At 60.2% G+C, this 22,826-nt stretch carries 16 protein-coding genes; 6 read left to right on the top strand and 10 right to left on the bottom strand.

The window, feature by feature from the left end; translation table 11 throughout:
* Positions 1 to 103 precede the first annotated feature (103 nt).
* The 6 genes from AB8B29_RS20020 (at position 104) to AB8B29_RS19995 (ending at position 8,884) form a co-directional block, all read left to right on the top strand.
* Positions 104 to 2,191 (top strand): ABC transporter substrate-binding protein, encoded by a 2,088-nt coding sequence (locus AB8B29_RS20020; protein WP_037192782.1) that lies wholly within the window; start codon positions 104 to 106, stop codon positions 2,189 to 2,191.
* A gap of 161 nt (positions 2,192 to 2,352) precedes the next feature.
* A complete protein-coding gene (locus AB8B29_RS20015; RefSeq protein ID WP_037192785.1) occupies positions 2,353 to 3,363 on the top strand; it encodes an ABC transporter permease in 1,011 nt (336 codons plus the stop codon).
* Entirely contained in the window at positions 3,363 to 4,490 is a 1,128-nt protein-coding gene (locus AB8B29_RS20010) for an ABC transporter permease (protein ID WP_037192787.1), read from the top strand. The genes AB8B29_RS20015 and AB8B29_RS20010 overlap by 1 nt, the downstream gene beginning before the upstream one ends.
* A 13-nt stretch (positions 4,491 to 4,503) precedes the next feature.
* The gene (locus tag AB8B29_RS20005) at positions 4,504 to 6,174 is read left to right on the top strand and encodes an ABC transporter ATP-binding protein (protein ID WP_037192791.1); all 1,671 of its coding nucleotides are present in this window, start codon (positions 4,504 to 4,506) and stop codon (positions 6,172 to 6,174) included.
* Positions 6,175 to 6,192: 18 nt separating this feature from the next.
* Positions 6,193 to 7,563 (top strand): alpha-glucosidase/alpha-galactosidase, encoded by a 1,371-nt coding sequence (locus AB8B29_RS20000; protein ID WP_037192794.1) that lies wholly within the window; start codon positions 6,193 to 6,195, stop codon positions 7,561 to 7,563.
* Between the two features lie 178 nt (positions 7,564 to 7,741).
* On the top strand, positions 7,742 to 8,884 hold the full coding sequence (locus AB8B29_RS19995) for a fumarylacetoacetate hydrolase family protein (protein WP_037192796.1): 1,143 nt from the start codon (positions 7,742 to 7,744) through the stop codon (positions 8,882 to 8,884).
* Between the two features lie 40 nt (positions 8,885 to 8,924).
* Here AB8B29_RS19995 and AB8B29_RS19990 read toward each other — a convergent pair whose 3' ends face one another.
* The 10 genes from AB8B29_RS19990 to AB8B29_RS19945 form a co-directional block, all read right to left on the bottom strand.
* Complete coding sequence (locus AB8B29_RS19990; protein WP_037192798.1) at positions 8,925 to 9,461, bottom strand: hypothetical protein; 537 nt, start codon at positions 9,459 to 9,461, stop codon at positions 8,925 to 8,927.
* A 46-nt stretch (positions 9,462 to 9,507) separates the two neighbouring features.
* Positions 9,508 to 9,984: a cyclic nucleotide-binding domain-containing protein gene (locus AB8B29_RS19985; RefSeq protein ID WP_034507134.1), complete on the bottom strand. Its 477-nt coding sequence runs from the start codon at positions 9,982 to 9,984 to the stop codon at positions 9,508 to 9,510.
* Positions 9,985 to 10,037: 53 nt separating this feature from the next.
* On the bottom strand, positions 10,038 to 12,752 hold the full coding sequence (locus AB8B29_RS19980; protein WP_037192801.1) for an ABC transporter ATP-binding protein: 2,715 nt from the start codon (positions 12,750 to 12,752) through the stop codon (positions 10,038 to 10,040).
* Positions 12,753 to 12,988: 236 nt separating this feature from the next.
* Complete coding sequence (locus AB8B29_RS19975) at positions 12,989 to 14,149, bottom strand: glycosyltransferase family protein (RefSeq protein WP_245297464.1); 1,161 nt, start codon at positions 14,147 to 14,149, stop codon at positions 12,989 to 12,991.
* Positions 14,131 to 15,396 (bottom strand): glycosyltransferase family 4 protein, encoded by a 1,266-nt coding sequence (locus AB8B29_RS19970; RefSeq protein WP_197072733.1) that lies wholly within the window; start codon positions 15,394 to 15,396, stop codon positions 14,131 to 14,133. The genes AB8B29_RS19975 and AB8B29_RS19970 overlap by 19 nt, the downstream gene beginning before the upstream one ends.
* Before the next feature lie 11 nt (positions 15,397 to 15,407).
* Positions 15,408 to 16,622: a glycosyltransferase family protein gene (locus tag AB8B29_RS19965; protein WP_037192805.1), complete on the bottom strand. Its 1,215-nt coding sequence runs from the start codon at positions 16,620 to 16,622 to the stop codon at positions 15,408 to 15,410.
* 102 nt (positions 16,623 to 16,724) lie between these two features.
* Positions 16,725 to 17,900 (bottom strand): ABC transporter permease, encoded by a 1,176-nt coding sequence (locus AB8B29_RS19960; protein WP_037192809.1) that lies wholly within the window; start codon positions 17,898 to 17,900, stop codon positions 16,725 to 16,727.
* On the bottom strand, positions 17,897 to 18,895 hold the full coding sequence (locus AB8B29_RS19955) for an ABC transporter permease (RefSeq protein ID WP_037192811.1): 999 nt from the start codon (positions 18,893 to 18,895) through the stop codon (positions 17,897 to 17,899). The genes AB8B29_RS19960 and AB8B29_RS19955 overlap by 4 nt, the downstream gene beginning before the upstream one ends.
* Positions 18,888 to 20,804 carry an ABC transporter substrate-binding protein gene (locus AB8B29_RS19950; protein WP_037192813.1) on the bottom strand — a complete coding sequence of 639 codons (1,917 nt, stop codon included), beginning with the start codon at positions 20,802 to 20,804 and terminating at the stop codon, positions 18,888 to 18,890. Before AB8B29_RS19950 ends, AB8B29_RS19955 begins: the two co-directional genes overlap by 8 nt.
* Entirely contained in the window at positions 20,798 to 22,711 is a 1,914-nt protein-coding gene (locus AB8B29_RS19945) for an ABC transporter ATP-binding protein (RefSeq protein ID WP_037192815.1), read from the bottom strand. The genes AB8B29_RS19950 and AB8B29_RS19945 overlap by 7 nt, the downstream gene beginning before the upstream one ends.
* Between the last annotated feature and the right edge of the window lie 115 nt (positions 22,712 to 22,826).

The following is a 22,826-nucleotide window of genomic DNA, read 5'->3' as shown; positions in this document are numbered from 1 at the left end:
GATTTCAGGGGAGGCCCACCGCCGCAAGACGGCCATGTCCCGCTGTGCTGGAGGAATGCGGCGCCTCAAAGGAAGCGCTCGCGATAATGGGAGAGAGAACAAGATGAGACATATTCGACCGATCGGCCTTCTTGCCGCGTTGACGATTGCCACATCCGCAATCGCCATCAGCGCCTATGCAGCCGAACCGACAGTGCCACCCGTTCCACCGGTCTTTCCGGCGGAAGGAAAGATCAAATATGTCGAGCGCAGCTCCATCCTGGAGTTCAAGGCGTTGCCGGAATATCACGAACCCGCCTGGGTCACTGACAACTTCGTCAAGACCGGCAAGCTGCCGCCGGTCAAGGATCGCCTGCCGAAGGAGCCGCTTGTCTTCAAGACCGGCAACATGCCCGACGGCATCGGTGTCTACGGCGACACGCTTCGCCATGTGATCGGCGGCCGGCCGGAAGGCTGGAACTATGGCGCCGGCCAGACCCAGGGCTGGGGCGGCATCGATATCGGCCTGTCAGAGTGCCTGACACGCACCGCGCCGCTGTTCCAGGTCGAGGCGAAGGATACCGAGCCGCTGCCGAACCTCGCCAAGGGCTGGGAATGGTCGCCGGACGGCCATAAGCTGACCATGCATCTGATCGAGGGCGCGAAATGGTCCGACGGCGCACCCTTCAACGCCGACGACATCATGTTCTATTGGGAAGATGAAGTCATCGATCCGAACGTCTCGCCGCTCGGCGGCGGCGCTTCGCCGGAAGCTTTCGGCGTCGGCACGACCTTGAAGAAGATTGACGACTATACGATCGAGTGGATTTTCAAGGATGCCTTCCCGAAGCAGTACCTCTACACGATGGCCTATCCTAATTTCTGCCCGGGTCCGTCGCATATCCTGAAGCCGCAGCATCCGAAATATTCGAAAAATACCTACGACCAGTTCAAGAACGCTTTCCCGCCTGAATATATGAACATACCGGTCATGGGCGCCTGGGTGCCGGTCGAATATCGCTCCGACGATATCATCGTCATGCGCCGCAACCCCTACTACTGGAAGGTCGACGAGAAGGGCAATCAGCTGCCTTACCTCAACGAGCTGCACTACAAGCTTTCGACCTGGGCGGATCGCGACGTGCAGGCCGTTGCCGGCTCCGGCGATCTGTCGAACCTCGAACAGCCGGAAAATTTCGTCGCCTCGCTAAAGCGGGCCGCGCAGCCCGATTCGCCTTCACGTCTGGCCTTCGGCCCTCGCCTTATCGGCTATAACTTGCAGATGAATTTCTCCGCCAATGGCTGGGGCAACCCGGATGCGCGCAGTCAGTCAGTCCGCGAGCTGAACCGCAACGAGGACTTCCGTAAGGCCGTCACCATGGCGCTCGACCGCAAGGCAATCGGCGAGTCGCTGGTCAAAGGGCCGTTCACGGCGATCTATCCGGGCGGCCTGTCCTCGGGCAGCAGCTTCTATGACCGCAATTCCACCGTCTATTACCCGTTCGATCTTGCCGGGGCGAAAGCCGAACTGGCAAAGGCCGGGCTCAAGGACACCGATGGCGACGGCATCGTCAACTTCCCGGCCAGCGTCAACGGCGGCAAGGATGTCGAAATCACCCTCCTGGTCAACAACGACTACACCACCGACAAGAGTCTTGCCGAGGGTGTCGTCGCTCAGATGGAAAAGCTCGGGCTCCGCGTCATCATCAACGCGCTCGACGGCCCGAAGCGTGACGACGCCAATTATGGTGGTCGCTTCGACTGGATGGTCCGCCGCAACAGCACCGAGCTGGCGTCGGTCGTGCAGAATACCGAGCAGCTTGCCCCGGTCGGCCCGCGCACAAGCTGGAACCATCGCGCGCCCGAAAGCGGCGAGTTGGACCTGATGCCCTTCGAAAAGGACATGGTCGATATCGTCAACAAATTCACCACTTCGAAGGATAACGACGAGCGCGTGGCTCTGATGAAGCAATTTCAGAAGATCTCCACCGGGCATCTCTACAATATCGGTCTGACCGAATATCCGGGTGCGCTCATCATCAACAAGCGCTTCTCGAATGTTCCCCCCGGCACGCCGATCTTCCTCTTCAACTGGGCCGAGGACTCCATCATTCGCGAGCGCCTCTGGGTAGCTGCGGACAAGCAGGGCAAATACGAACTGTTCCCGCAGGAGCTTCCGGGTGCGCCGGGCAGCGCCGGTCCGATCAAATAGGGGCGACCGGCAACCACGATTGGCAGCCGGCCATCCACCGGCTGCCAATCGGACATCAAGCATTCCGGCGGCTCGCCCGCCGGCCGAACTGAACACCGCCGGCGTCTGCCGTCCCTGACGGATCGGGGCAGCCGCCAGCATCAAGAGAAGCGAACCGTCCCATGTTACGATTCCTGCTCGTCCGCATAGCCTCTGCCATCCCCGTGCTCTTCATCCTGAGCGTGGTGACTTTCGCCATCATACAGGCGCCGCCGGGTGACTATGCCGATTACATCCGCTCGCAATTGATGAACCAGGGCGGCGCATCTTTCGCACAGGCCGACGCGCAGGCGCAGGTCTACCGCCGCGAACACGGGCTCGACAAGCCACTGGTCGTCCAATACGTCAACTGGATCGGCGGCATCGTCACCAGGGGCGATTTCGGCTACAGCATGTTCTACAACAAGCCTGTCGCGGACGTTGTCGGCGAGCGCCTGCCCAGAACGCTGGCGCTGGCCCTGGTGTGCCACATCCTGGCATCCGTTCTCGGCATCGGTTTCGGCATATGGGCAGCGACGCGGCAATATAGTTGGGTCGACAGCCTGCTCTCAGGTATATCCTTCCTCGGCATGACGGTGCCGCGCTTCCTGATGGCGCTGATCATCGTCTATATCCTCGTCTTCCAGCTCAACGTCTCGGAAATCGGCAGCTTCTTCTCGCCGCAATATGGCGGCGCACCCTGGTCCTGGGGAAAGTTCGCCGATCTCGTCAAGCATGTCTGGCCTGTCGTGGCGATCGCCACCTTCGGTGGGCTCGCCTACAATATGCGCATCATGCGCGGCAACCTGCTCGACACGCTGAACGCGCAATATGTCGAGACCGCGCGCGCCAAAGGCCTTTCCGGCAGCGCCGTCGTCATGCGCCATGCCGTGCCGAATGCGCTGCACCCTTTGGTCATGTATCAGGGCGTGGTGCTGCCCTACATGCTGACGGGCGAAATCGAGACCGCAATCATCTTCACCTTGCCGACCGTAGGTCCGGCGATCGTCGGCTCGATGGCGGTCGGCGACGTCTATGTCACCGCCACCTTCATGCTGGTGCTTTCGGCAACCCTCATCATCGGCAACATCATCGCCGACATGCTGCTCGCCCTGCTCGATCCGCGCGTGCGCCAACAGGGAGGGATCCACTAATGCTCGCCTTCAGCAACTCCCCGCCCCCGCCTGGCGAAACGATCAAGCACAAGCGCGGCAATGAGAGCTACATGGCGCTGGTCTGGCGCCGCCTGAAGCGCTCCTGGACCGGCATGGGCGGCCTCATCCTCGTCATCCTGCTGCTGTTGATGTCGATCTTCGCCGAATTCATCGCACCGCTCGATCCGAAGGCGACCGATAGCGGCTTCGCGCCGCCGCAGGTCATCAGCTTTCATGACAAGGACGGCAATTTCGTCTTTCAGCCCCGCGTCTACGCTCTCGTCGAGACGAGCGATCTCGACCCGGTGACGTTCCAGCCGATCGTCGGCCCCGACTATGACAATCCGCGCCCGCTCGGCCTTTTCGTCAAGGGCGCGCCCTATTATCTCTTCGGTCTGATCCCCGGCGACCGGCACCTCTTCGGCACGACCGACGGCGGGCCCGTGCATTTCCTCGGCACGGACAAATTCGGCCGGGACATCCTGTCGCGCGCCATCTACGGCTCGCGCATCTCGCTGATGATCGCCTTGACGGTGGTTACCATCGTTACCATCGTCGGCACGACGGTCGGGATGATCTCCGGTTATTTCGGCGGCACGCTGGACGCCTGGATCCAGCGCTTCGTCGAAGTCGTTCTGGCCTTCCCGCAACTGCCGCTCTACCTGGCGCTGACCTCCCTCATCCCGGTGACGGCGCCGACCAATGTCTTCCTCGCCTTCGTCATCGTCGTCATGTCGGCGCTCGGCTGGGCGCAGATGTCGCGCGAGGTCCGCGGCAAGACGCTTGCGCTGGCGAGGATCGAATATGTGCGTGCAGCCATGGCGGTCGGGGCAACCGACCGGCGCATCATCCTCCAGCACATATTCCCCAACGTCATGAGCCACGTCATCGTCGCCGTGACGCTCGCGATCCCAAGCGTGGTGCTGCTCGAATCCTTCCTGGGTTTCCTCGGCTTTGCCGTCAAGCCGCCGCTGATCTCGTGGGGCTTGATGCTGCAGGACACCTCGACCTATTCGGTCATCGGCTCCTACCCCTGGATCCTCTCACCCGTCGCCTTCGTTCTCGTCACCGTCTTCGCCTTCAACGCACTCGGCGATGGCTTGCGCGACGCGATCGATCCCTATTGAGAGGAAAACAGTTATGGCTCTCGCACTCGTCAATACCTTCGCTCCCGACACCCGCCTCGACGCCGCCGACAAGGCTGTGGCTCCCGTCATCGACGCCCGCAATGTCGCCGTCAAATTCAAGGTCGAGGATGGCATCGTCGATGCCGTCAAGGATATCTCCTTCCAGCTCTATCGGGGGGAAACCATCGCAATCGTCGGCGAATCCGGCTCGGGGAAATCCGTGACGGCACGCACCGTGATGGGGCTGCTGACCAAGCGCGCCGTCGTCTCGGACAAGTCCACCATCCATTACGACGGCAAGAATGTGTTGAAATTTTCGGAGCGTGCCCGGCGGCAGCTGCGGGGCGATCGCATCTCGATGATTTTTCAGGAGCCGATGAGCTCGCTCAACCCGATCTATACGATCGGGGGCCAGATCGTCGAAGCGATCCGTGTCCACCGCAAGATCGGCCGCCGCGAAGCCCAGAAAAAGGCGCTGGACCTGCTCAAGCAGGTCCGGATCCCCGATCCCGAGGCCCGGCTGATGCAATATCCGCATCAGCTGTCGGGTGGCCAGCGTCAGCGCGTCATGATCGCCATGGCGCTTGCCAACGATCCGGACGTGCTGATCGCCGACGAGCCGACGACCGCGCTCGACGTGACCGTGCAGGCGCAGATCCTGAACCTGATCCGCGACCTGCAGAAGCAGCTCGGCATGGCGGTGATCCTGATCACGCACGACCTGACGGTCGTGCGCCAATTCTCCGATTATGTCTATGTCATGCAGCATGGCGAGATGCGTGAGCACAACAGGACCGAAGAGCTGTTTTTACATCCGCAACATCCCTACACGCAGCATCTTCTCTCGTCGGAGCCGCACGGACAGGCGAAGCCGCTGCCTCCGGATTGCGGCACGGTACTCGAGGGCAAATCCGTCAAGGTCGCCTTCATGCTGCGCCACGGCACCTTCTTCAAGCCTGACATGCGCGAGTTGGTCGCCGTCGACGGCCTCAACCTCGAACTGCGCCGCCATGAAACGCTTGGCCTGGTCGGCGAATCCGGTTCCGGCAAGACCACCTTCGGCCAGGCGCTGCTGCGCCTCATCGATGCCGATAGCGGCGAGATCTACTTCGACGGACAGGCGATCCACGACCGCTCGCGGGCCGAGATGCGGCCGCTGCGTTCCCGCATGCAAGTCGTCTTTCAGGATCCTTTCTCTTCACTCAATCCGCGCATGACCATCGGCCAGATCATCGGCGAAGGGCTGGTGGTCAACAACATCGGCCAGAGCAAGGCTGAGCGGCTGGAACGCGTGAAGGACGCGCTCGTCAGCTCCGGCATGCCCGCCAATATCCTCTCGCGCTTCCCGCACGAGTTTTCCGGCGGCCAGCGCCAGCGCATCGCCATCGCCCGCGCCATCGCGCTCGAGCCGGAATTCATTCTACTCGACGAGCCGACCTCAGCGCTCGATCTTTCCGTTCAAGCCCAGATCATCGACCTTCTGCGCAAGCTGCAGGACGAGCGGGGCCTGAGCTATCTCTTCATCTCACACGACCTCAAGGTCGTCCGCGCCCTTTGCCATCGCGTCATCGTCATGCAGCACGGCAAGATCATGGAAGAAGGGCCGGTCGAAGAGGTTCTGTCCCATCCCAAGACCGCCTACACCGAACGCCTTGTCAGAGCGGCGTTCGAGGTAGCTTCCTAGCATCCAGGAGATTTTTACATGACAGGCACTCCCAAGATCACATTCATCGGCGCCGGCTCCACCGTCTTCATGAAAAACATCATCGGCGACGTCTTACAGCGCCCTGCCCTTGCAGGCGCAAGAATAGCACTGATGGACATCAATCAGCAGCGACTGGAAGAAAGCGCCATCGTGGCCCGCAAACTGGCCTCGACGCTCGGGGCCCCTGCCACGGTCGAGATCTTCACGGACCAACGCAAGGCGCTGGAGGGCGCGCACTTCGTCGTCGTCGCCTTCCAGATCGGCGGCTACGAGCCCTGCACCGTCACCGATTTCGAAGTTCCGAAGAAATACGGCCTGCGCCAGACGATCGCCGATACGCTCGGCGTCGGCGGCATCATGCGCGGCCTGCGCACCGTGCCGCATCTCTGGAAGATCTGCGAGGACATACTCGCCGTCTGCCCGAACGCGATCATGCTGCAATATGTGAACCCGATGGCCATCAATACCTGGGCCATCGCCGAAAAATATCCAACCATCAAGCAGGTCGGGCTCTGCCACTCCGTGCAGGGCACGGCGATGGAACTCGCGCACGATCTCGACATTCCCTATGACGAGATCCGCTATCGCTCGGCCGGCATCAATCACATGGCCTTCTACCTCGCATTCGAGCATCGCCAGCCGGATGGTTCCTATCGTAACCTCTATCCGGATCTCGTCCGTGCCTATCGCGAGGGACGCGCGCCGAAGCCCGGCTGGAACCCGCGCTGCCCGAACAAGGTGCGCTACGAGATGCTGACGCGCCTCGGCTACTTCGTTACCGAAAGCTCGGAGCACTTCGCCGAATACACGCCCTACTTCATCAAGGAAGGCCGTGAGGATCTGATCGAGAAGTTCGGCATCCCGCTCGACGAATATCCGAAGCGCTGCATCGAGCAGGTGGCTCGCTGGAAGAACCAGGCAGAGGAATATCGCACGGCCGACAAGATCGAGGTCAAGCAATCGAAGGAATACGCATCCTCGATCATCAACTCGGTCTGGACCGGCGAACCCTCCGTCATCTACGGCAATGTCCGCAACAATGGCTGCATCACGTCGCTGCCCTACAATTGCGCCGCCGAGGTTCCCTGCCTGGTCGATGCCTCCGGCATCCAGCCCACCTTCATCGGCGACCTGCCGCCGCAGCTGACCGCGCTCATCCGCACCAATATCAACGTGCAGGAACTGACGGTGAAGGCCCTGATGACTGAAAATCGCGAGCACATCTACCACGCCGCGATGATGGATCCGCACACGGCCGCCGAACTCGACCTCGACCAGATCTGGTCGCTGGTCGATGAACTGCTGGCAACCCATGGCGATTGGCTGCCGGAATGGGCACGCGGCAATCGCAAGGTTCAGGCCGCCTAAAGCCACTCTCTCCCGGCTAGCGGCCAAAAGGCCCCGCGGCGCTGCCGCGGGGCCCTACGTCTTTGACCGGGCTGGAGAAAGTGAAAATCCAAAACGCAGCGGATGGCGCATCGATAACCGATGGCAAAGCACAATCGATTGCGTTAAAAACGGTCGCAGTTTGGAGGAGACGAACGACATGGCCAGCTCGGAAACATTCGCCACCGGAACATTCGTCGGACGTATCTGGCGTCCTGATGTCGGTGGCCCTGCCCTCGTTACTGTCCGGGATGGCACCGTTTACGACATCACCTCGAAGGAAGCGCCAACGACGCGTGATCTTCTCGAGCGCGACGATCCGGTCGCTTTCGTCCGCGCGCAGAAGGGTGAAGCCGTTGCCGGTGTCGACGCCCTGCTGGCTGCCAAGGCCGACCTCTCGGCCATCCATCTTCTCGCTCCCATCGACCTGCAGGCGATCAAGGCCTGTGGCGTCACCTTCGCTCGCTCGATGCTCGAGCGCGTCATCGAAGAACGCGCGGCCGGCAATCCGGATCTTGCTGAATCCATCCGCGGCAAGGTTACCGCTCTGATCGGCGACAGCCTGCGCAATCTGAAGGCCGGTTCCGCTGAGGCGGCCAAGGTCAAGGCGGCGCTGATCGAGGAAGGTGTCTGGTCGCAATATCTGGAAGTCGGCATCGGCCCGGATGCCGAGGTCTTTTCCAAGTCGCAGGTGATGTCCTCAGTCGGACCAGGTGCCGATGTCGGCCTGCATCCGATCTCCAAGTGGAACAATCCCGAGCCGGAAATCGTGCTCGCCGTCGACAGCCAGGGCCGGGTCAAGGGCGCGACGCTCGGCAACGACGTCAACCTTCGCGATGTCGAGGGTCGGTCCGCCCTGCTGCTCGGCAAGGCCAAGGACAATAATGCCTCCTGCTCGATCGGCCCCTTCATCCGCCTGTTCGACGAGAGCTATGGGCTGGACGACGTGCGCAACGCCGATCTCGACCTCAAGGTTGAAGGCGAGGATGGCTATGTGCTGCATGGCCGTTCGTCGATGAAGGAAATCAGCCGCGATCCCCTCGATCTCGTCTCCCAAACCATCGGCCGCCATCATCAGTATCCGGACGGCTTCGTGCTGTTCATGGGAACGCTTTTTGCACCTGTGGAGGACCGTGACACCCCCGGACAAGGCTTCACCCATAAGGCCGGCGACGTCGTCACCATCTCCAACGACAAGCTGGGCGCCCTGCGAAACCGCGTGCTCCTGTCGACGGAATGCCCGCCCTGGACCTTCGGCGCATCGCACCTGATGCGGAACCTGGCGCGGCGGGGATTGATTTAAGCCCATGCAGGAGTCGACGGTTGCGTGAACGTGCCGTTGATCAATCTGACCGGTCGTAAAGGGACGATAGCTTCGCCACCAGCACCCTAGCATCGATGCCGGCGAGATTGCCTCCGGTGAAGAAGGGGTCGTCCGTGACTTCCCGTCGTACCCAGTCCGGAAACACCTGCGATTCAAGCTCGGCAACAGATGCCGTTTCGACCTCGCACAAGATCAGGCCTGAAAGCTGCCCTTCGAAGACATCGAGACTGAGCGACTTTGCCGAAGAAACGATACTGTACCGCCTTTTCCGGATGTTTCTGCCGGGCAGTTCGGACAATACGGCGTGTTCGTCCGCGGTCAGATAGGTGTTGACGATTGGGACGGAGAGTCTGTCATCCGAAGGATATTTTTTACACAGCTTAAATTGAATATCCCGCCCGTCGCCCAAGGTTATTTTCCGCAGGCGTAATCGACTTCCTATTATGTAAAGATCCTCGATCAGCCGAAATGCCACTCCGGATAGTTCCGGGGCTTGGGTGATCAAAAAACGGCGCTCATGTTCAAGCTGAGCATATTTTGGGATTTTGCGCGGCATCTCTTTGCAAAATACACTCAACCGCCAGGCCGAGATAATCCAAACCTCAATGTGTGGACATCGAATGCGGCTGGTTCAGGCGACTGCGAACGGCAGTCAGTTCCGAGGTGGTGTGATTGAGGCGGTCGGCGAGAACGCGCATGATTTCGACGGCCATTTCGGGGAAATCGCTGAGCAGCTTCAGAAAATGCTCTTTGCTGATCTTCAGCGCCTCCAGCCTTGAGGTAGCCTTGACCGTTGCCGTGCGGGAGACGTCGCAGAGAATGGCGATTTCACCAACGATGGAGTTGACGTCAACTTCGGCAACCTTGATCTCGCCAGCCGGACTATCGACGAGAATATCAGCAGTTCCGGAAAGAACAACGTAGGCGGCATCGCCCTGATCACCCTGAAGAAACAGGGTTTGGCCAGCATTATAACTGACGCGATCCGACGTAAACGCCAAAAGCTTCAACTTCGCGGGCGCAATGCGCGAAAAAATCGGCACGCGCTTGAGCATTTCAACTTCATCCTTCAGAAGCATGAGCTTCAAAACCCCCAGTGTTCGGCCCCAGACGCCACTGCCGAGATAGAATATTACGATAACAGTTCTTTGAACATACCGTTTTTCTCTAAAAGATCGGTACTGGAGCCGCTTTCGACAAGACTGCCGTGGTTGAAGACCAGCACACGATCGAACAACTCGGCAAAACTCGGGTTAGACAGAACCCAAACGATCGCCGGCGCATATTCGTTCCGATCAAGCTCGCTCAACATGCTCCTTGCAATCTGGTCCTGGACGCGGTGGTCGAGCGCCGGCAGCGGCCGATTGCAAATAATGTAATCCGCCCGCTTCAAAAGCGCGCGACCGAGATTGAGTTTCTGTCGCTGCACGTTCGTCAGTCGCTTGCCGCCCGAGCCGACATCGAAATCGAGGCCGATCGACAAGACGCTGTCATGCATGCCCAGACGCCCGAAAACATCGTACATGATGCGATGAATCCGCTCAGGCGCATTGGCCTGCTGATGCGCGATACGGCCGAACAGAACATTATCCATCAAGGTCGCGGAAGCGGTGAAGCGCTCGGCATCGTAGCGCTCGATCACGCTGGCAAGATCCGCCGGAATGTTCTCATAGAACTTGGAACGCGCGCCGACGATCTTTTCCATGAGCATCTGCGTCAGAAGACCGAAGCGGTGACGCGGTTCGATATAGGAGAAACTGAGGCGGATGATCGCCGCGCGCTCGTCGGCCGTAGCGGCCTCGTAGCCCTTGCCGTTGAGCTTCTGCAGCAGCGCCTCGTAAGTCGGAATGTCTTCCGCCGTCATGAAGGTCAGCTGCTGGAAGAAGGGGTGATCCGGTGGCAGGTCGGTGAAGAGTTCAACGGCGTTCTCAGCAATCTCAAGGCCCATATCGTAGAGATCGGAAACAAGCCCGGTCTCGGAGAATACTTTCTGGAAATAGGGATGAGCGGCAAGCTTGCGATTGGTCATCTGCGGCCGCTTCAACGTGCCGAACACCATATTTTCGCCGACTGTCGCCTGCAAGTTATAGGCGTCGAACTGGAAGGGAACGACGAGCTCTTCGAGCTTCTCCTCATGGAGCGCCAGCCGCAATGCTTGTCGCAGTTCGACGATCCGCGATGTCAGCTCCCCGTGCGCCGCCGTATCGACATTCGAACGCAGCGCCATGTCGAAGATGTCCTGAGACATGGCTACCGTATCGAGAACGGGGCGGATGACCGAATAGATGTCGTGCGGCCCGGTAGCACCGGCCGCGGCATAGTCGACCCAATCGCTGTTGAGATCCAGCTCCGGGTTGGCAGAACGCCGAGCCTCGATCATCTGCCACTTGACCCTGCTGGCCGTCTCTTCGTCATAAGTTGGCGGGATCAGGGGCGCATGCTTCAGACCGTAGAGCAGATTGCTGCGCAGGGTGCCATGGAAGAAAAAAGTCTCCGAGGACGCATAGGCGATGCGCCGCCCGATCAACGATTCCGGCAATTCCAGTAGGTCCCGGCCATCGATGCTGACGCGGCCGGTATCTGGCCAGACCAGGCGGCCGAACGCCTCGGCAAGATATTCGCCGCCGGCACCACTCTCGCCGACGATCGCCACCCTCTCACCCGGCTGGATCTCCACCGAAACATGATCGAGCACGCGCGCGCCGCTGTCATCGACAACGGTCAGATTGGTCGCGACCAGGGAATGCGTTATGCGGCCCGCGGGTGCGTGGGAGACGACCTGAATCTTCGGATCGATCAGGTTTTCGACGCTGAACTGCTCGACCACCTGATTGTACTTGACCTGAACGTCCTGGCGCGACTGGTCCCAGTCGATCAGCTCCTTCAGGGGCCCGGGCAGATCCTTGTAGGCGTTGATTACCGCAACCAGCTGGCCGATATCCAACCGACCCTGCAACGCCAGGAAGCCGCCGATCAGGTAAAACAGGAACGGGGTGACCTGGGCCAGGAAGTTGTTGATGAATTTCACCATAAACTTCCATTGATAGAGATCGTAGCGGATCGAGAAGATCAGGCCGAGCCGCTGCGCGATGTCGGCGCGCTCCAGATTGGTGGTGTCGTTGGCGTGGATGGTGCCGATGCCTTCGACGATTTCGCCGACGCGGCCTGAAAGTTCACGCGCCGTCAACTGCCGCTGGCGGCCGAGTTCCAATAACCGCTTGCGCATGCGTGGAATGACGATCGCCTGCACGGCGACGATGGCGGCAGCGATCATGCCCAGCCAGAAATTCTGCATGATGATGAAGATGAGAGCGGTGACCGCCTGGCCGCCCAGAAGCGCTGGCTGCACGAAGGCATCGCCCGTGAAGCCGCCCATCGGCTCCACCTCGTCCTTGATCATGGTCGCGATTTCGGCAGGCTTTACCCGCTTGAAGTGCAACGGCGGGAATCGCAGCACGCGATCGATGAGTTCGAAGCGGATGCGGCGCAGCATGCGCTCTCCGAGCCGACCCTTGTAGGTATTGATATAAAGCTTGAAGAGACCGTTGAGCACGACAAGCGCCAGGAATATCAGGCTCAACGCTACCAGCATCCACATACGGGTAAGCTGCAGGCCCTGGAACACTTCGATATGCCCGATCAAAGGCGGGTCGAAAGCGATATGCATGAAGGTTTGCGTATCGCCGGGATGTTCGAAGCCCTTGCCCTGAATCGGCCCGTTGACGATCTGCTTTGGCAGATCGAAAGACAGGAAGTAAGGGATCATCGAGGCCGCGACAACCAGCAGTATCCAGATCTGCTCCAGCCGGGTGTTCGACCAAATATAACGCGCTAGGCTTTTTTCCATCGCTTATTGCAGACTTCCAAATTCAACGCTCAGCACCGGCAAGTGCCGGCACCGATGTTGCAGAGATGCGGGATAAGTTTGTTGCGGATGCGTGGCCCCATGGTGAAAAGGGACGCCGCCCGGTCTTTCGTCCACGCCCCCTCCCGATTCATTGATTTTTCAATTTATATCACAACATTGCTGAAATCGAGGGGGACAAACGACAGGGCGCGGTCACGAGCGCAGCACTTCATTTCTCACGCGATACCTTGAATTATGGCGGAGGTTTTTGCAGCGCCGTTAAGGTCGATATCGGGGCTGCGCGGCTTGGGCCGCGACAGCGCCGTCTCGATTGCCTCGACGAGCAATTTCGTCGTCAATCCCGCTTCGGGCAGGGCAAGCGCCAGGCCCAGCTTCTCCAGGCGCTCGGCTCGGACCGACTGCTCGGTCTCTCCGCCGGTGGTGAAGGGAACCAGGATGGAGCGGCAGCCCGCTACCAGAAGATCGCCGACCGTATTATAGCCGGCCTGCGAGATCGACAGCTCCGCGCCTCTTAGAAGAGAAGTGAAGTCCTTGCGGAAACGGATGAGTTCGACATTGCCGGGCGCGTACCCAGCGAGATCGGCGAAATCCCGCTCCGGCAGGTTGGGCCCTGTCACCAGCAGCCAACGCCGGTCGACTGCCACCCGGCTTGCCGCCTCGAGCGAGGCGCGAATAAGGTCGCGGCCGACGGCACCCCCACCCGCGGAAACGACGATGTCGAATATCTCTGCCGGTTCAGCCGGCAGCATCGGGGCTACGAGGCCCGTATAGGCGATCTTGTCGGCTATGGCTTCGGTTAGCGGAAAGGTCTCCTCCAGCCGAACGAAATGAGGATCGCCGTGGACGAGAACGCCGTCGAAGTGGTCGCGAAGCAGCGCCACCGTCTCCTCGTCGCGCCCGGGCTTTTTCTGCTGCTGCAGAATATCCCGCACCGATGTATAGAGCCTCGGCTTCGGATCGGCCTTGGCGATGGCATCGAGCAGCGGCAGCAGTTCGAAGCGCATCTGCCTGCGACCGAAGGGGAAGGCCTCGATGATGACGACGTCCGGGGCAGCCTGCTTGAAGGCATCGAGCAACAGATCACGCCGCCTCGATAGAAACGTCTCGTCGACGGCGTTGCCGGATTGGTCTGCAAGGCCCGAAAAGCCGGCACTGCTGGCAACGACCGGCGGCAGCGTCACGGATGTCACATCTTGACCGGGAAAGCCGTTGACCGGAACGCCACCGGTGACGACGGTCACCTGGCAGCCATCCCTAGCCATGGCGCTGGCGATACGGCTGGCCCTCGCCAGATGGCCGATGCCAAGCAGATGCTGGACGTAGAAGAACACGCGCGGAGAAGGGGAATGCGCGGCCGTCATGCGGATTTCCGCCATTGGTCTTCCTTTTGCCACTGCTCTTCGAACAGCCCGGTCAATTGCCGAATGCTGGCATGATAGTCGAAATGCTCGCGCACCCGCCTTTCCGCCGCTTCCCCGAGCCTGTGGCGCAGCGCCGGATCGCGGATCGCAAGCTCCAATGTCGCGGCAAGGGCCTGTGGATTCTCCGGTGGAACGACGAGGCCATTCTCGCCGTCTTCCAGCAACTCGGGAACGCCGGAAATATTGGTGGAGAGGCAGACGAGGCGCTGGCTGGATGCCTCGACCAGCACATTCGGCAAGCCGTCCCGATCGCCGTCGGCCGCCACGCGGCATGCCAGCGCGAAGATATCCGCCTGCCGATAATGCGCGAGCACATCCTCCTGCGCCAAGGCGCCCTTCCAGGTGATGCGGTCGGTTATGCCAAGCGTTTCGGCGAGCTCCTTCAGTTTCGCCAGCCCGTCGCCACCGCCAATATGGGTGAAACGCCAGTTGAGATCACCGGGCAACAGCGCCAGCGCCTTCAGCAGCACGTCATAGCCCTTCTTCTCCACAGCCCGACCAACGCTGAGAACAAAGACAGGGTCTGAGACCTCAGAACCATCGCGCGCCGAATGTTCGCCGGCAAAGGGACCGAAGCGATCAAGGTCCAGGCCGTGATAGCTCAGATGGACATTATCGCGCATATCGGTCAGATCCCGCATATGGTCGAAGCCGGTGCGCGTGCAGGTCACCGTCCAGCGGGCCCGGCCGAGCTTTTCCGAAAGCTCCCAGTCCGGCGATGTCCAGATGTCCTTGGCGTGGGCCGAACAGGTCCAGGGAATGCCGGTCATGATGCTGGCATAGGCGGTAACAGAGGCCGGCGTGTGGATGAAATGCGCATGCAGCCACTCGCCGTTGTCGGGCCACTCATGCGCCAGCACCAATGCCTGGCCGAAGCGACGAAAGCGGTTGGGGGTGATATCCCGTTTGAGATCCGCCCAGAACTGCTTCAAGAGCGGCTTGAAGCCGGGCTTGCCGATGCCGGCGAAGAAAGCACGCAGCACCCTGAGCGGTTCGTTGTGCAGATATTCCGGCAGATAGACCACGCGCGCCTTGATCTCGTCGTGGACGGGATGACGCTTCTTGTCCGTCGGCTTTCGCATCGAAATCAGCGTCAGGTCGAAGCCCGCCCTCTCCAGGCCGAGCAGCTCCTGCGCGATGAAGGTCTCCGACAGGCGAGGGTAGCCCTTGAGGACCACCAGTATTTTTTTCCGCATCGACAGGTTCCGATGGTCTATTCGGCAACGATCGATAGCGGCGTATAGCGCTCGCGATCATCGAACCATTCGCCGACGGTGCGCGAAATATGCACCAGCCCTTCCAGGCGCATGATGCTGCTGCTCGCCGACGGCGGCGCGCGGGTCGGCAAGCGCTTCAAGGCGGCGGCAAGCTGCTTGGGATCCGCAGACTCCTCCGGCAGCAGCATGTCGACGAGACCGAGCTCGCTTGCCCGCTGAGCGCGGATCAGCTGCTCCTCGCGCGGACGCGTGCGCGGAATGATCAGCGCCGGCTTGTCGAAGGACAGGATCTCGCAATAGGTGTTGTAGCCACCCATGGCGACGACGGCCTTGGCGCCGGCGATCAGCTCTTCCATCTTGTTGTCGAACTCGATTACCTGCAGACAGGCGATCTTACCTGCACGTTCCAGCAGCTGATTGCGCTCCTTGGCAGGCATATAGGGCCCAAGGACGATCAGCGTCCTGTGCGTGAGCGAGCTGTCCTGCTCGAAGGCGCTGATGACATCATCGACCAGATCGGCGCCATCGCCGCCGCCACCGGTCGTCACCAGGATATAGTCCTCGTCGGGCACGTGTTCCGACTTCGTCCCCAGCGATGAAACGCTACGCTGCAGAAAGCCAACGAACTCCATCTTCCGGCGCACGCCCGCCGGCACGTCGAGACCGACGAGCGGGTCGTGAAAGTCCGGCGGGCCGTAAACCCACACTCGATCGTAGTACTGATCTATCTTCTGCAGGACGTTGTTCTTCTTCCACTCCGCCTCCAGCAGGTGCGGGGCGTCCATGACGTCGCGCATGCCCAAAACGAGCGTCGTGCCGCGTGCCTTAAGATAGGTCAATGTCTCCTCGACCTCGCCCTTGAGCCCCATCGGCTCCTTGTCGACGATGAAGACATCGGGCTGAAAGGTCTCCGCCGTATGGCGGATGATCGATTGCCGCATCTTCAGCGTCTCCTGCAGAGCGACGTGACTTGCCATCGACGTATACTCGCCGTCCCGCAGCTTGATGACGCTCGGTACCTTGACGAAATCGACGCGCGACCGATAGTCGAAAGCACCGGCGATCGTCGCGCCGGAGATAATCAGCACGTTCAGCCCGCGATAGTCCTCCACAAGGGCATGCGCGATGGTCCGGCATCGTCTGAGATGACCAAGACCGAACGTGTCGTGGCTATACATGAGGATTCGAGCATCTTCTAAGCGCCGCTTCATGGGCAAAACCTCTAGGGGATTAAAGTCATGTACGCGGCTTGTCAGCAAACAACAACCGCGGCCGCTCCTTGAATTGCAATCCTGTCTTGGCCTTGCACCCTGCTATTTGTAGGGATCGGCGGCATCGCGCAAGCCGTCTCCTAAAAAGTTGAACGCCAGAATGACCAAAATTACCGGAACCATGGGGAAAAGAAGCCATGGATAGAAGGCAATCACGCTGACGCTCCGAGCTTCAGTCAAAAGAATCCCCCAGCTGGTGATCGGAGGGCGAAGGCCCAGCCCCAGGAAGCTCAGCGCCGTTTCGCCGAGAATCATGCTTGGAACGGAAATGGTCGCGGTGGCAATCAGATGCGACATGAACCCGGGCACGAGGTGGCGACCGATGATGCGCCGGGTGGGCGCACCCATCAGCTGCGCGGCCAGCACATAGTCCTCCTCGCGCAACGATAGAAGCTTGGAGCGCACGGCGCGCGCAAGCCCTGTCCAGTCGAGAATGCCAAGGATGATGGTGATGCCGAAATAGATGAGGATCGGGCTCCAGCTCACCGGCATGATCGCGGCAAGCGCCATCCAGAGCGGCAGGCTCGGCAGTGACTGAAGGATTTCGATCACCCGCTGCACCAGCAGATCGAACAGACCGCCATGATAACCGGCCAAGCCGCCGATGATGATACCGAGCACGAAGCTGACGGAGATGCCGATCAGCCCGATCGTTAGGGAGATGCGCGCGCCATAGATGATGCGCGACAACACGTCGCGACCCAGCCGGTCGGTCCCAAGCAGATACATCTGTCCACCGACGGCCGGGCAAACCAGATGAAAGTTCGAATCCAACAGCCCCCAGAAGCGGTAGGCATCGCCACGACAGAAGAAGCGGATCGGCTGCACGTCGGCGGGATTCTCGGTGTAGTTCCGGCGCAGCGTATCGATATCGAGCGCCATCTTGCGACCATAGACGAATGGACCGACGAACTCGCCTTTATTGAAGAGGTGAATCGCCTGCGGTGGCGAATGGATATAATCGACGTTTCGCGTGTGAAGCCCATAGGGCGCGAGGAATTCCGCAATCACGATCATGCCGTAGAACAGCAGCAGGAAAATACCTGATGCAAGTGCAAGCTTGTGCTTCTTGAACTTCCACCACATGAGACGCTTCTGCGAGGCCAGATAATAGCGCGTCTGGCCGGCGGACATGGCTTCGAACTGGTCCGGATCGAAATCCGCCTTCGAGACATAATGTTCGAGGGGCGCCCCGGGGCGCGGCAGGGGTGCGGTCACTTTGTGCTCCTGCCTTGCAAGCGGATGCGCGGATCGAGAAAGCCGAGGGCGATATCGGAGATCAGCACCCCGATAACGTTGAGGAAGGCCAGAAACATCAGGAATGAGCCGGCAAGATACATGTCCTGGCTCTGCAACGCCCTGATCAGCATCGGACCCGTCGTTTCAAGCGACAGAACAATGGCGGTGATTTCCGCGCCCGAGATGATTGACGGCAGGATCGAACCGATATCGGCGACGAAGAAGTTCAACGCCATGCGCAGCGGATATTTCACCAGCGCCCTCAAAGGATGCAGACCCTTGGCGCGCGCGGTGATGACATATTGCTTCTGCATCTCGTCAAGCAGGTTGGCGCGAAGACGGCGGATCATGCCGGCCGTCCCGGCCGTGCCGACGATGATAACCGGAATCCAGAGATGCGAGAGGATCGAGCGCGCCTTTTCCCAGCTCATCGGCTGCGACAGATATTTCTGATCCATCAGATGGCCGATGGACACACCGAACCAGACATTGGCGAAATACATCAGGATCAGCGCCAGCATGAAATTCGGAATGGCGATGCCGAGCAGCCCGAGGAAGGTGAGGCCGTAGTCGCCCCAACTGTACTGATGGGTGGCGGAATAGATGCCGATCGGGAAGGCGATCAGCCACGTCAGAAGGATCGTCGTCATCGACACGAGGATGGTCAGCCACAACCGGTCGCCGACCACATCCGATACCGGCAGCTGATATTCGAAGGAATAGCCGAAATTGCCATGCAGCATGCCGGCGACCCAACGGACATATTGCACCGCGATCGGCCGGTCGAGCCCGTATTCGTGGCGGAGATCCTCTATTTCCTGCAGGTTTGCAGTTTCGCCCTGAGCGCGCAACTCGGCAATCTGGCTTTCGAAGAAATCGCCCGGCGGCAACTGGATGATGGTAAAAACCAGCATCGAGATCACGAGCAATGTCGGGATCATCACCGCGATACGCCAGATAATATACTTAAGCATTGGGTCGATCCTCCTTCATCCAGAAGGTATCCGGCATGTAGACGCCGAGATAACAGGTTGGATCGAAACCATAGAGCGCTTTTTCGGGCACATTCTGCATGCGCGCCGAATGCACGATCGGCTGGAGCGTGGCATTGATCAGGCCGATGGAGAAAACCTGATCGCTATAGATCGCCAGCATCTGGTGCCAGATCTCGGCGCGCTCGAAGGAGGAGGCTGCCGTTTCCCATTCGCCAAGCAGTTTGACCAATTTTGCTGCTTCCGCCACGTCGGGCGCCGCCCCCTGGGTCTGACGCGACAGATAGTACATGCCCCAGAGCGGCCATTGCATCTGGTCGTCCATGGTCGGTGCGAGTTCGCCGGGATTCATGTCGGCCGTGGGCACGCCATTGTCGAGGCCGTACCAAAGTGACATCAGAATCCGGCCGCCCATGGCGCGGCTGCGAAAGATATCGCGCTGCGACACGCGGGTATAAAGCGCGATGCCGACCTTGCGCCAATGATCGGTGACCAGCTCCAGAACGTCGGAATCCAGCGTGCTTTCGCCGGGCGTCTCCACGGTGATCTCCATTCGCCGGCCGTCCGGCAAAAAGCGCGTGCCATCCTCGTCACGCTTGTCGAGACCAGCCGCATCGAGCAACGCATTGGCCTGATCCGGATCATGGGAGATCCAGGCCGAGGCATATTCCGGTTTGTAGAGGGGGCTGTCCGGCAGAATAGTGTCGGCACTTTCCGTCCCGAGGCCGTAGAAGACAGCCATGTTGATCTCATGGCGATCGATCGCCAGCGACAGCGCCCGGCGCACTCTCACGTCGCGAAGAACATCCCGCCAGACCGGATCGGCGCTGTTCAGGTTCGGAAACAGCGCAACGCGCGAACCGCGCGCCATTTTCCATAGATTGACCTTGATCGGATAACGCTTCTCCGCATCCTTCAGGAAGGTATAGTCGTTGAAGTCGATCCCGGTCGCCTGCAGATCGCTTTCACCCGCACCGGTCTTGGCGGCAATGATTGCCGACGAGCTGATGTTCAGGATGAAACGGTCGATATAGGGCAGCTGCCGGCCGTTTTCATCGACGCGGTGGAAATAGGGATTGCGCTCGAAGACGAACTGCTCGGCCGGCGGCGGCGTCGTGTTTCGCCAAGGGTCCAGCACCGGCAGATTGGGATTCTCGGGCCGATAGGCCCGGCCCATCTTGATATGGAGATCCTGCCATTTCTTCACCCGGTTTTCCTGTATCAGCGAAGAAAGACGAATGCTGTCCTGATATTTCTTGTGGAACTGCTTCAGATAATGGCCGGGGCCGAGAATGACGAGAGGCTGCGGCGCGGCCAGGCTCGGCAGGAAATCCGGATTGGGATCGTCCCAGGAATAGCGTACCGTCAGCTCGTCGAGCACCTCGAAACGCGGCAGGTTGCCGTGCGGGCGCAATTCCAGAGCGCCGCCGCCGGGCGTCAGCTGCTTGTTGAGGATGACATCTTCCCACCAATAGCGGAAATCGTTCGACGTCAGGGGATGGCCATCAGACCATTTGTGCCCGTCACGCAGCTTGAAGGTGAAGACCGTATCGTTGACCGCGGAAAAGGACTCGAGAATATCCGGCTGGAGCGACAGGGTGCGGTCATACCCGACAAGGCGGGCATAGCCATAGATCGTCATGAAGCGGATATCGTTCTGGCTGCCGATGATGGTGCGCACGGAACCGCCATAGCGGCCCGGCGTACCACCCATGGCGGCGACGCTGACAATGCGCGGAAATTTCGGCAGGCGCTTGGCAAGATGCGGCATCTGGCCGGCCCTCAGCCAATCGGCGAGATAATCCGGCTCGTTGTCGACATCCGCCGCCATAAGAGGCTGCGGCAGTACGGTAGAGGCCAATAGGCCAAGGAAGGTTCGACGAGTTACCACGTGCGCAACTCCTGAACGTCGACGCCGCGGCGAGCGCGAACGAAATGGCCGCCGCCGAGATCCGCATAGGCAAGCTCCCCATCCGCTCCCTCCGAGAATTGCGGCCCCCATTTCTGTCTGGCGGCCGGACCCTCGCTGTTCAGGGCGGAGAAATTGAGCGGCCGGTCGAGATCGGGGAATGGGACGGCCGCAAGCAGCGAGCGGGTGTAGGGATGGACGGGTTCGCGGAGGATGATTTCGCGCGGCGCGATTTCGACGATGCGACCTCGCGCCATGACCGCGATGCGATCGGCCATATAGTCGACCACGGCGAGATTGTGCGAGATGAACAGATAGGTAAGCCCAAGTCCCCTTTGCAAATCCTTGAGAAGATTGAGGATCTGCGCCTGCACCGAAACGTCGAGCGCCGAAACGGGCTCATCCAGGATTAGGAGTTGCGGCCCAAGAGCCAGGGCGCGTGCGATGCCGATACGCTGGCGCTGTCCCCCGGAAAAGCTGTGGGGATAACGGCTCAGATAATGCTTATCGAGCCCGATCGCCTGCATCAACGCCTTGACCTTCTCCTTGCGGTCGGCGCTATCGCCATGCCCGTGGATCTCCAAGGGTTCGCTCAAAATATTGCGGATCGTCATGCGCGGCGAAAGAGACGAAACCGGATCCTGGAAAACCATCTGTATCTTTGTGCGCAGGTCCATCAGCGCATCGCCCTTGGCGGCGAGCACATCGATCTGGCCGTCGCCACCGTTGAAGCTGACCGATCCGCTGTCTGCTGTGACGGCCCGCATGAGGATCTTGCTCACCGTCGTCTTGCCGCAGCCGCTCTCGCCGACAAGGCCCAGACACTCGCCGCGGCGGATATCGAAACTGACGTCATCAACAGCGCGGAACTTCGTGCCATCCCGCCGGCCGAACAGCCCGCCGGCCTTCGTGCCATAGGTCTTGGTCAGATTGCGCACGCTGAGCAGGATCTCGGGTGCTGCCTTGCCGGCCGTGCTCGAACCGCCGCTGATGAGCTTCTTCTTGCCGGAGAAGGTGCCGAGATTGACGGGAACGTCCCGCAGGGATTTCAGCCGTTCGCCTGGCTTCATGTCGAAATGCGGCACTGCTGCCATCAAAGCCTTCAGATAGCGATGCTGCGGCTGGCGGAAGATCGTCTCGACAGGCCCTGCCTCCATGATCTCGCCGTGATAGATGACGACCACCTCGTCGGCCATGTTGGCAACGACGCCGAGATCATGGGTGATCAAAAGCATCGCCATGTTGAAGGTCTGCTGAAGATTGCGCAGCAGGCCGAGGATCTGCGCCTGGATGGTGACGTCCAACGCCGTCGTCGGCTCGTCGGCAATCAGCAGGGCCGGATTGCAGATCAGCGCCATGGCGATCATCGCACGCTGACGCATGCCGCCCGAGAGCTCGAAAGGATAGCGGTCGAAGGTGTGGAAGGGATCCTGGAAGCCGACAAGGCTCAGCATTTCCTCGGTCTTCTCGCGCTGCTCGGCCCAGCTGATTCCTGGGGTGTGGATGCGAAGCGCTTCGCTGATCTGGTTGCCGACGGTGTGCAGCGGCGACAGCGAGGTCATCGGCTCCTGAAAGATAGTGGCCATGCGCGCGCCGCGCAGCTTGCGCATCGCAATGCCATCGCGCGGTAGCTGAAGGAGATCGGTGGTCTGGCGGTCGAGCGGATCGGTAAAGAGAATGCGGCCGGTTGCCTGCGCCGCATTCGGGAGGATTCCCATGATCGACTGACTGATGATCGACTTGCCGGAGCCGGATTCGCCGACCAAGGCCGTGACCTTGCCGGGAAGCACCCTCAGATTGGCATTTTTGACGACACGCAGTTTGTCCCCATAAAGCGAGAACGAGACGTCGAGGTTCTCAATACGCAGCAGATCAGTCTCAGACGCCATACCAAATTGCTTCCCGCTCACATGACCTTTGTGGCCTTATACGGCACACTAACGTAGGCCATAACGGGTGTCTAGCTGGTCAAAGTGCTGGCGAGACTGTTAAAAAACTGTCGTG

Origin of the sequence: Rhizobium sp. 11_C7_N12_5, assembly GCF_051811145.1 — a bacterium.
Classification (GTDB): domain Bacteria; phylum Pseudomonadota; class Alphaproteobacteria; order Rhizobiales; family Rhizobiaceae; genus Rhizobium; species Rhizobium lusitanum.
The sequence above is the reverse complement of the archived record's forward strand: the minus strand, read 5'-3'. Positions and strand labels throughout refer to the sequence as shown.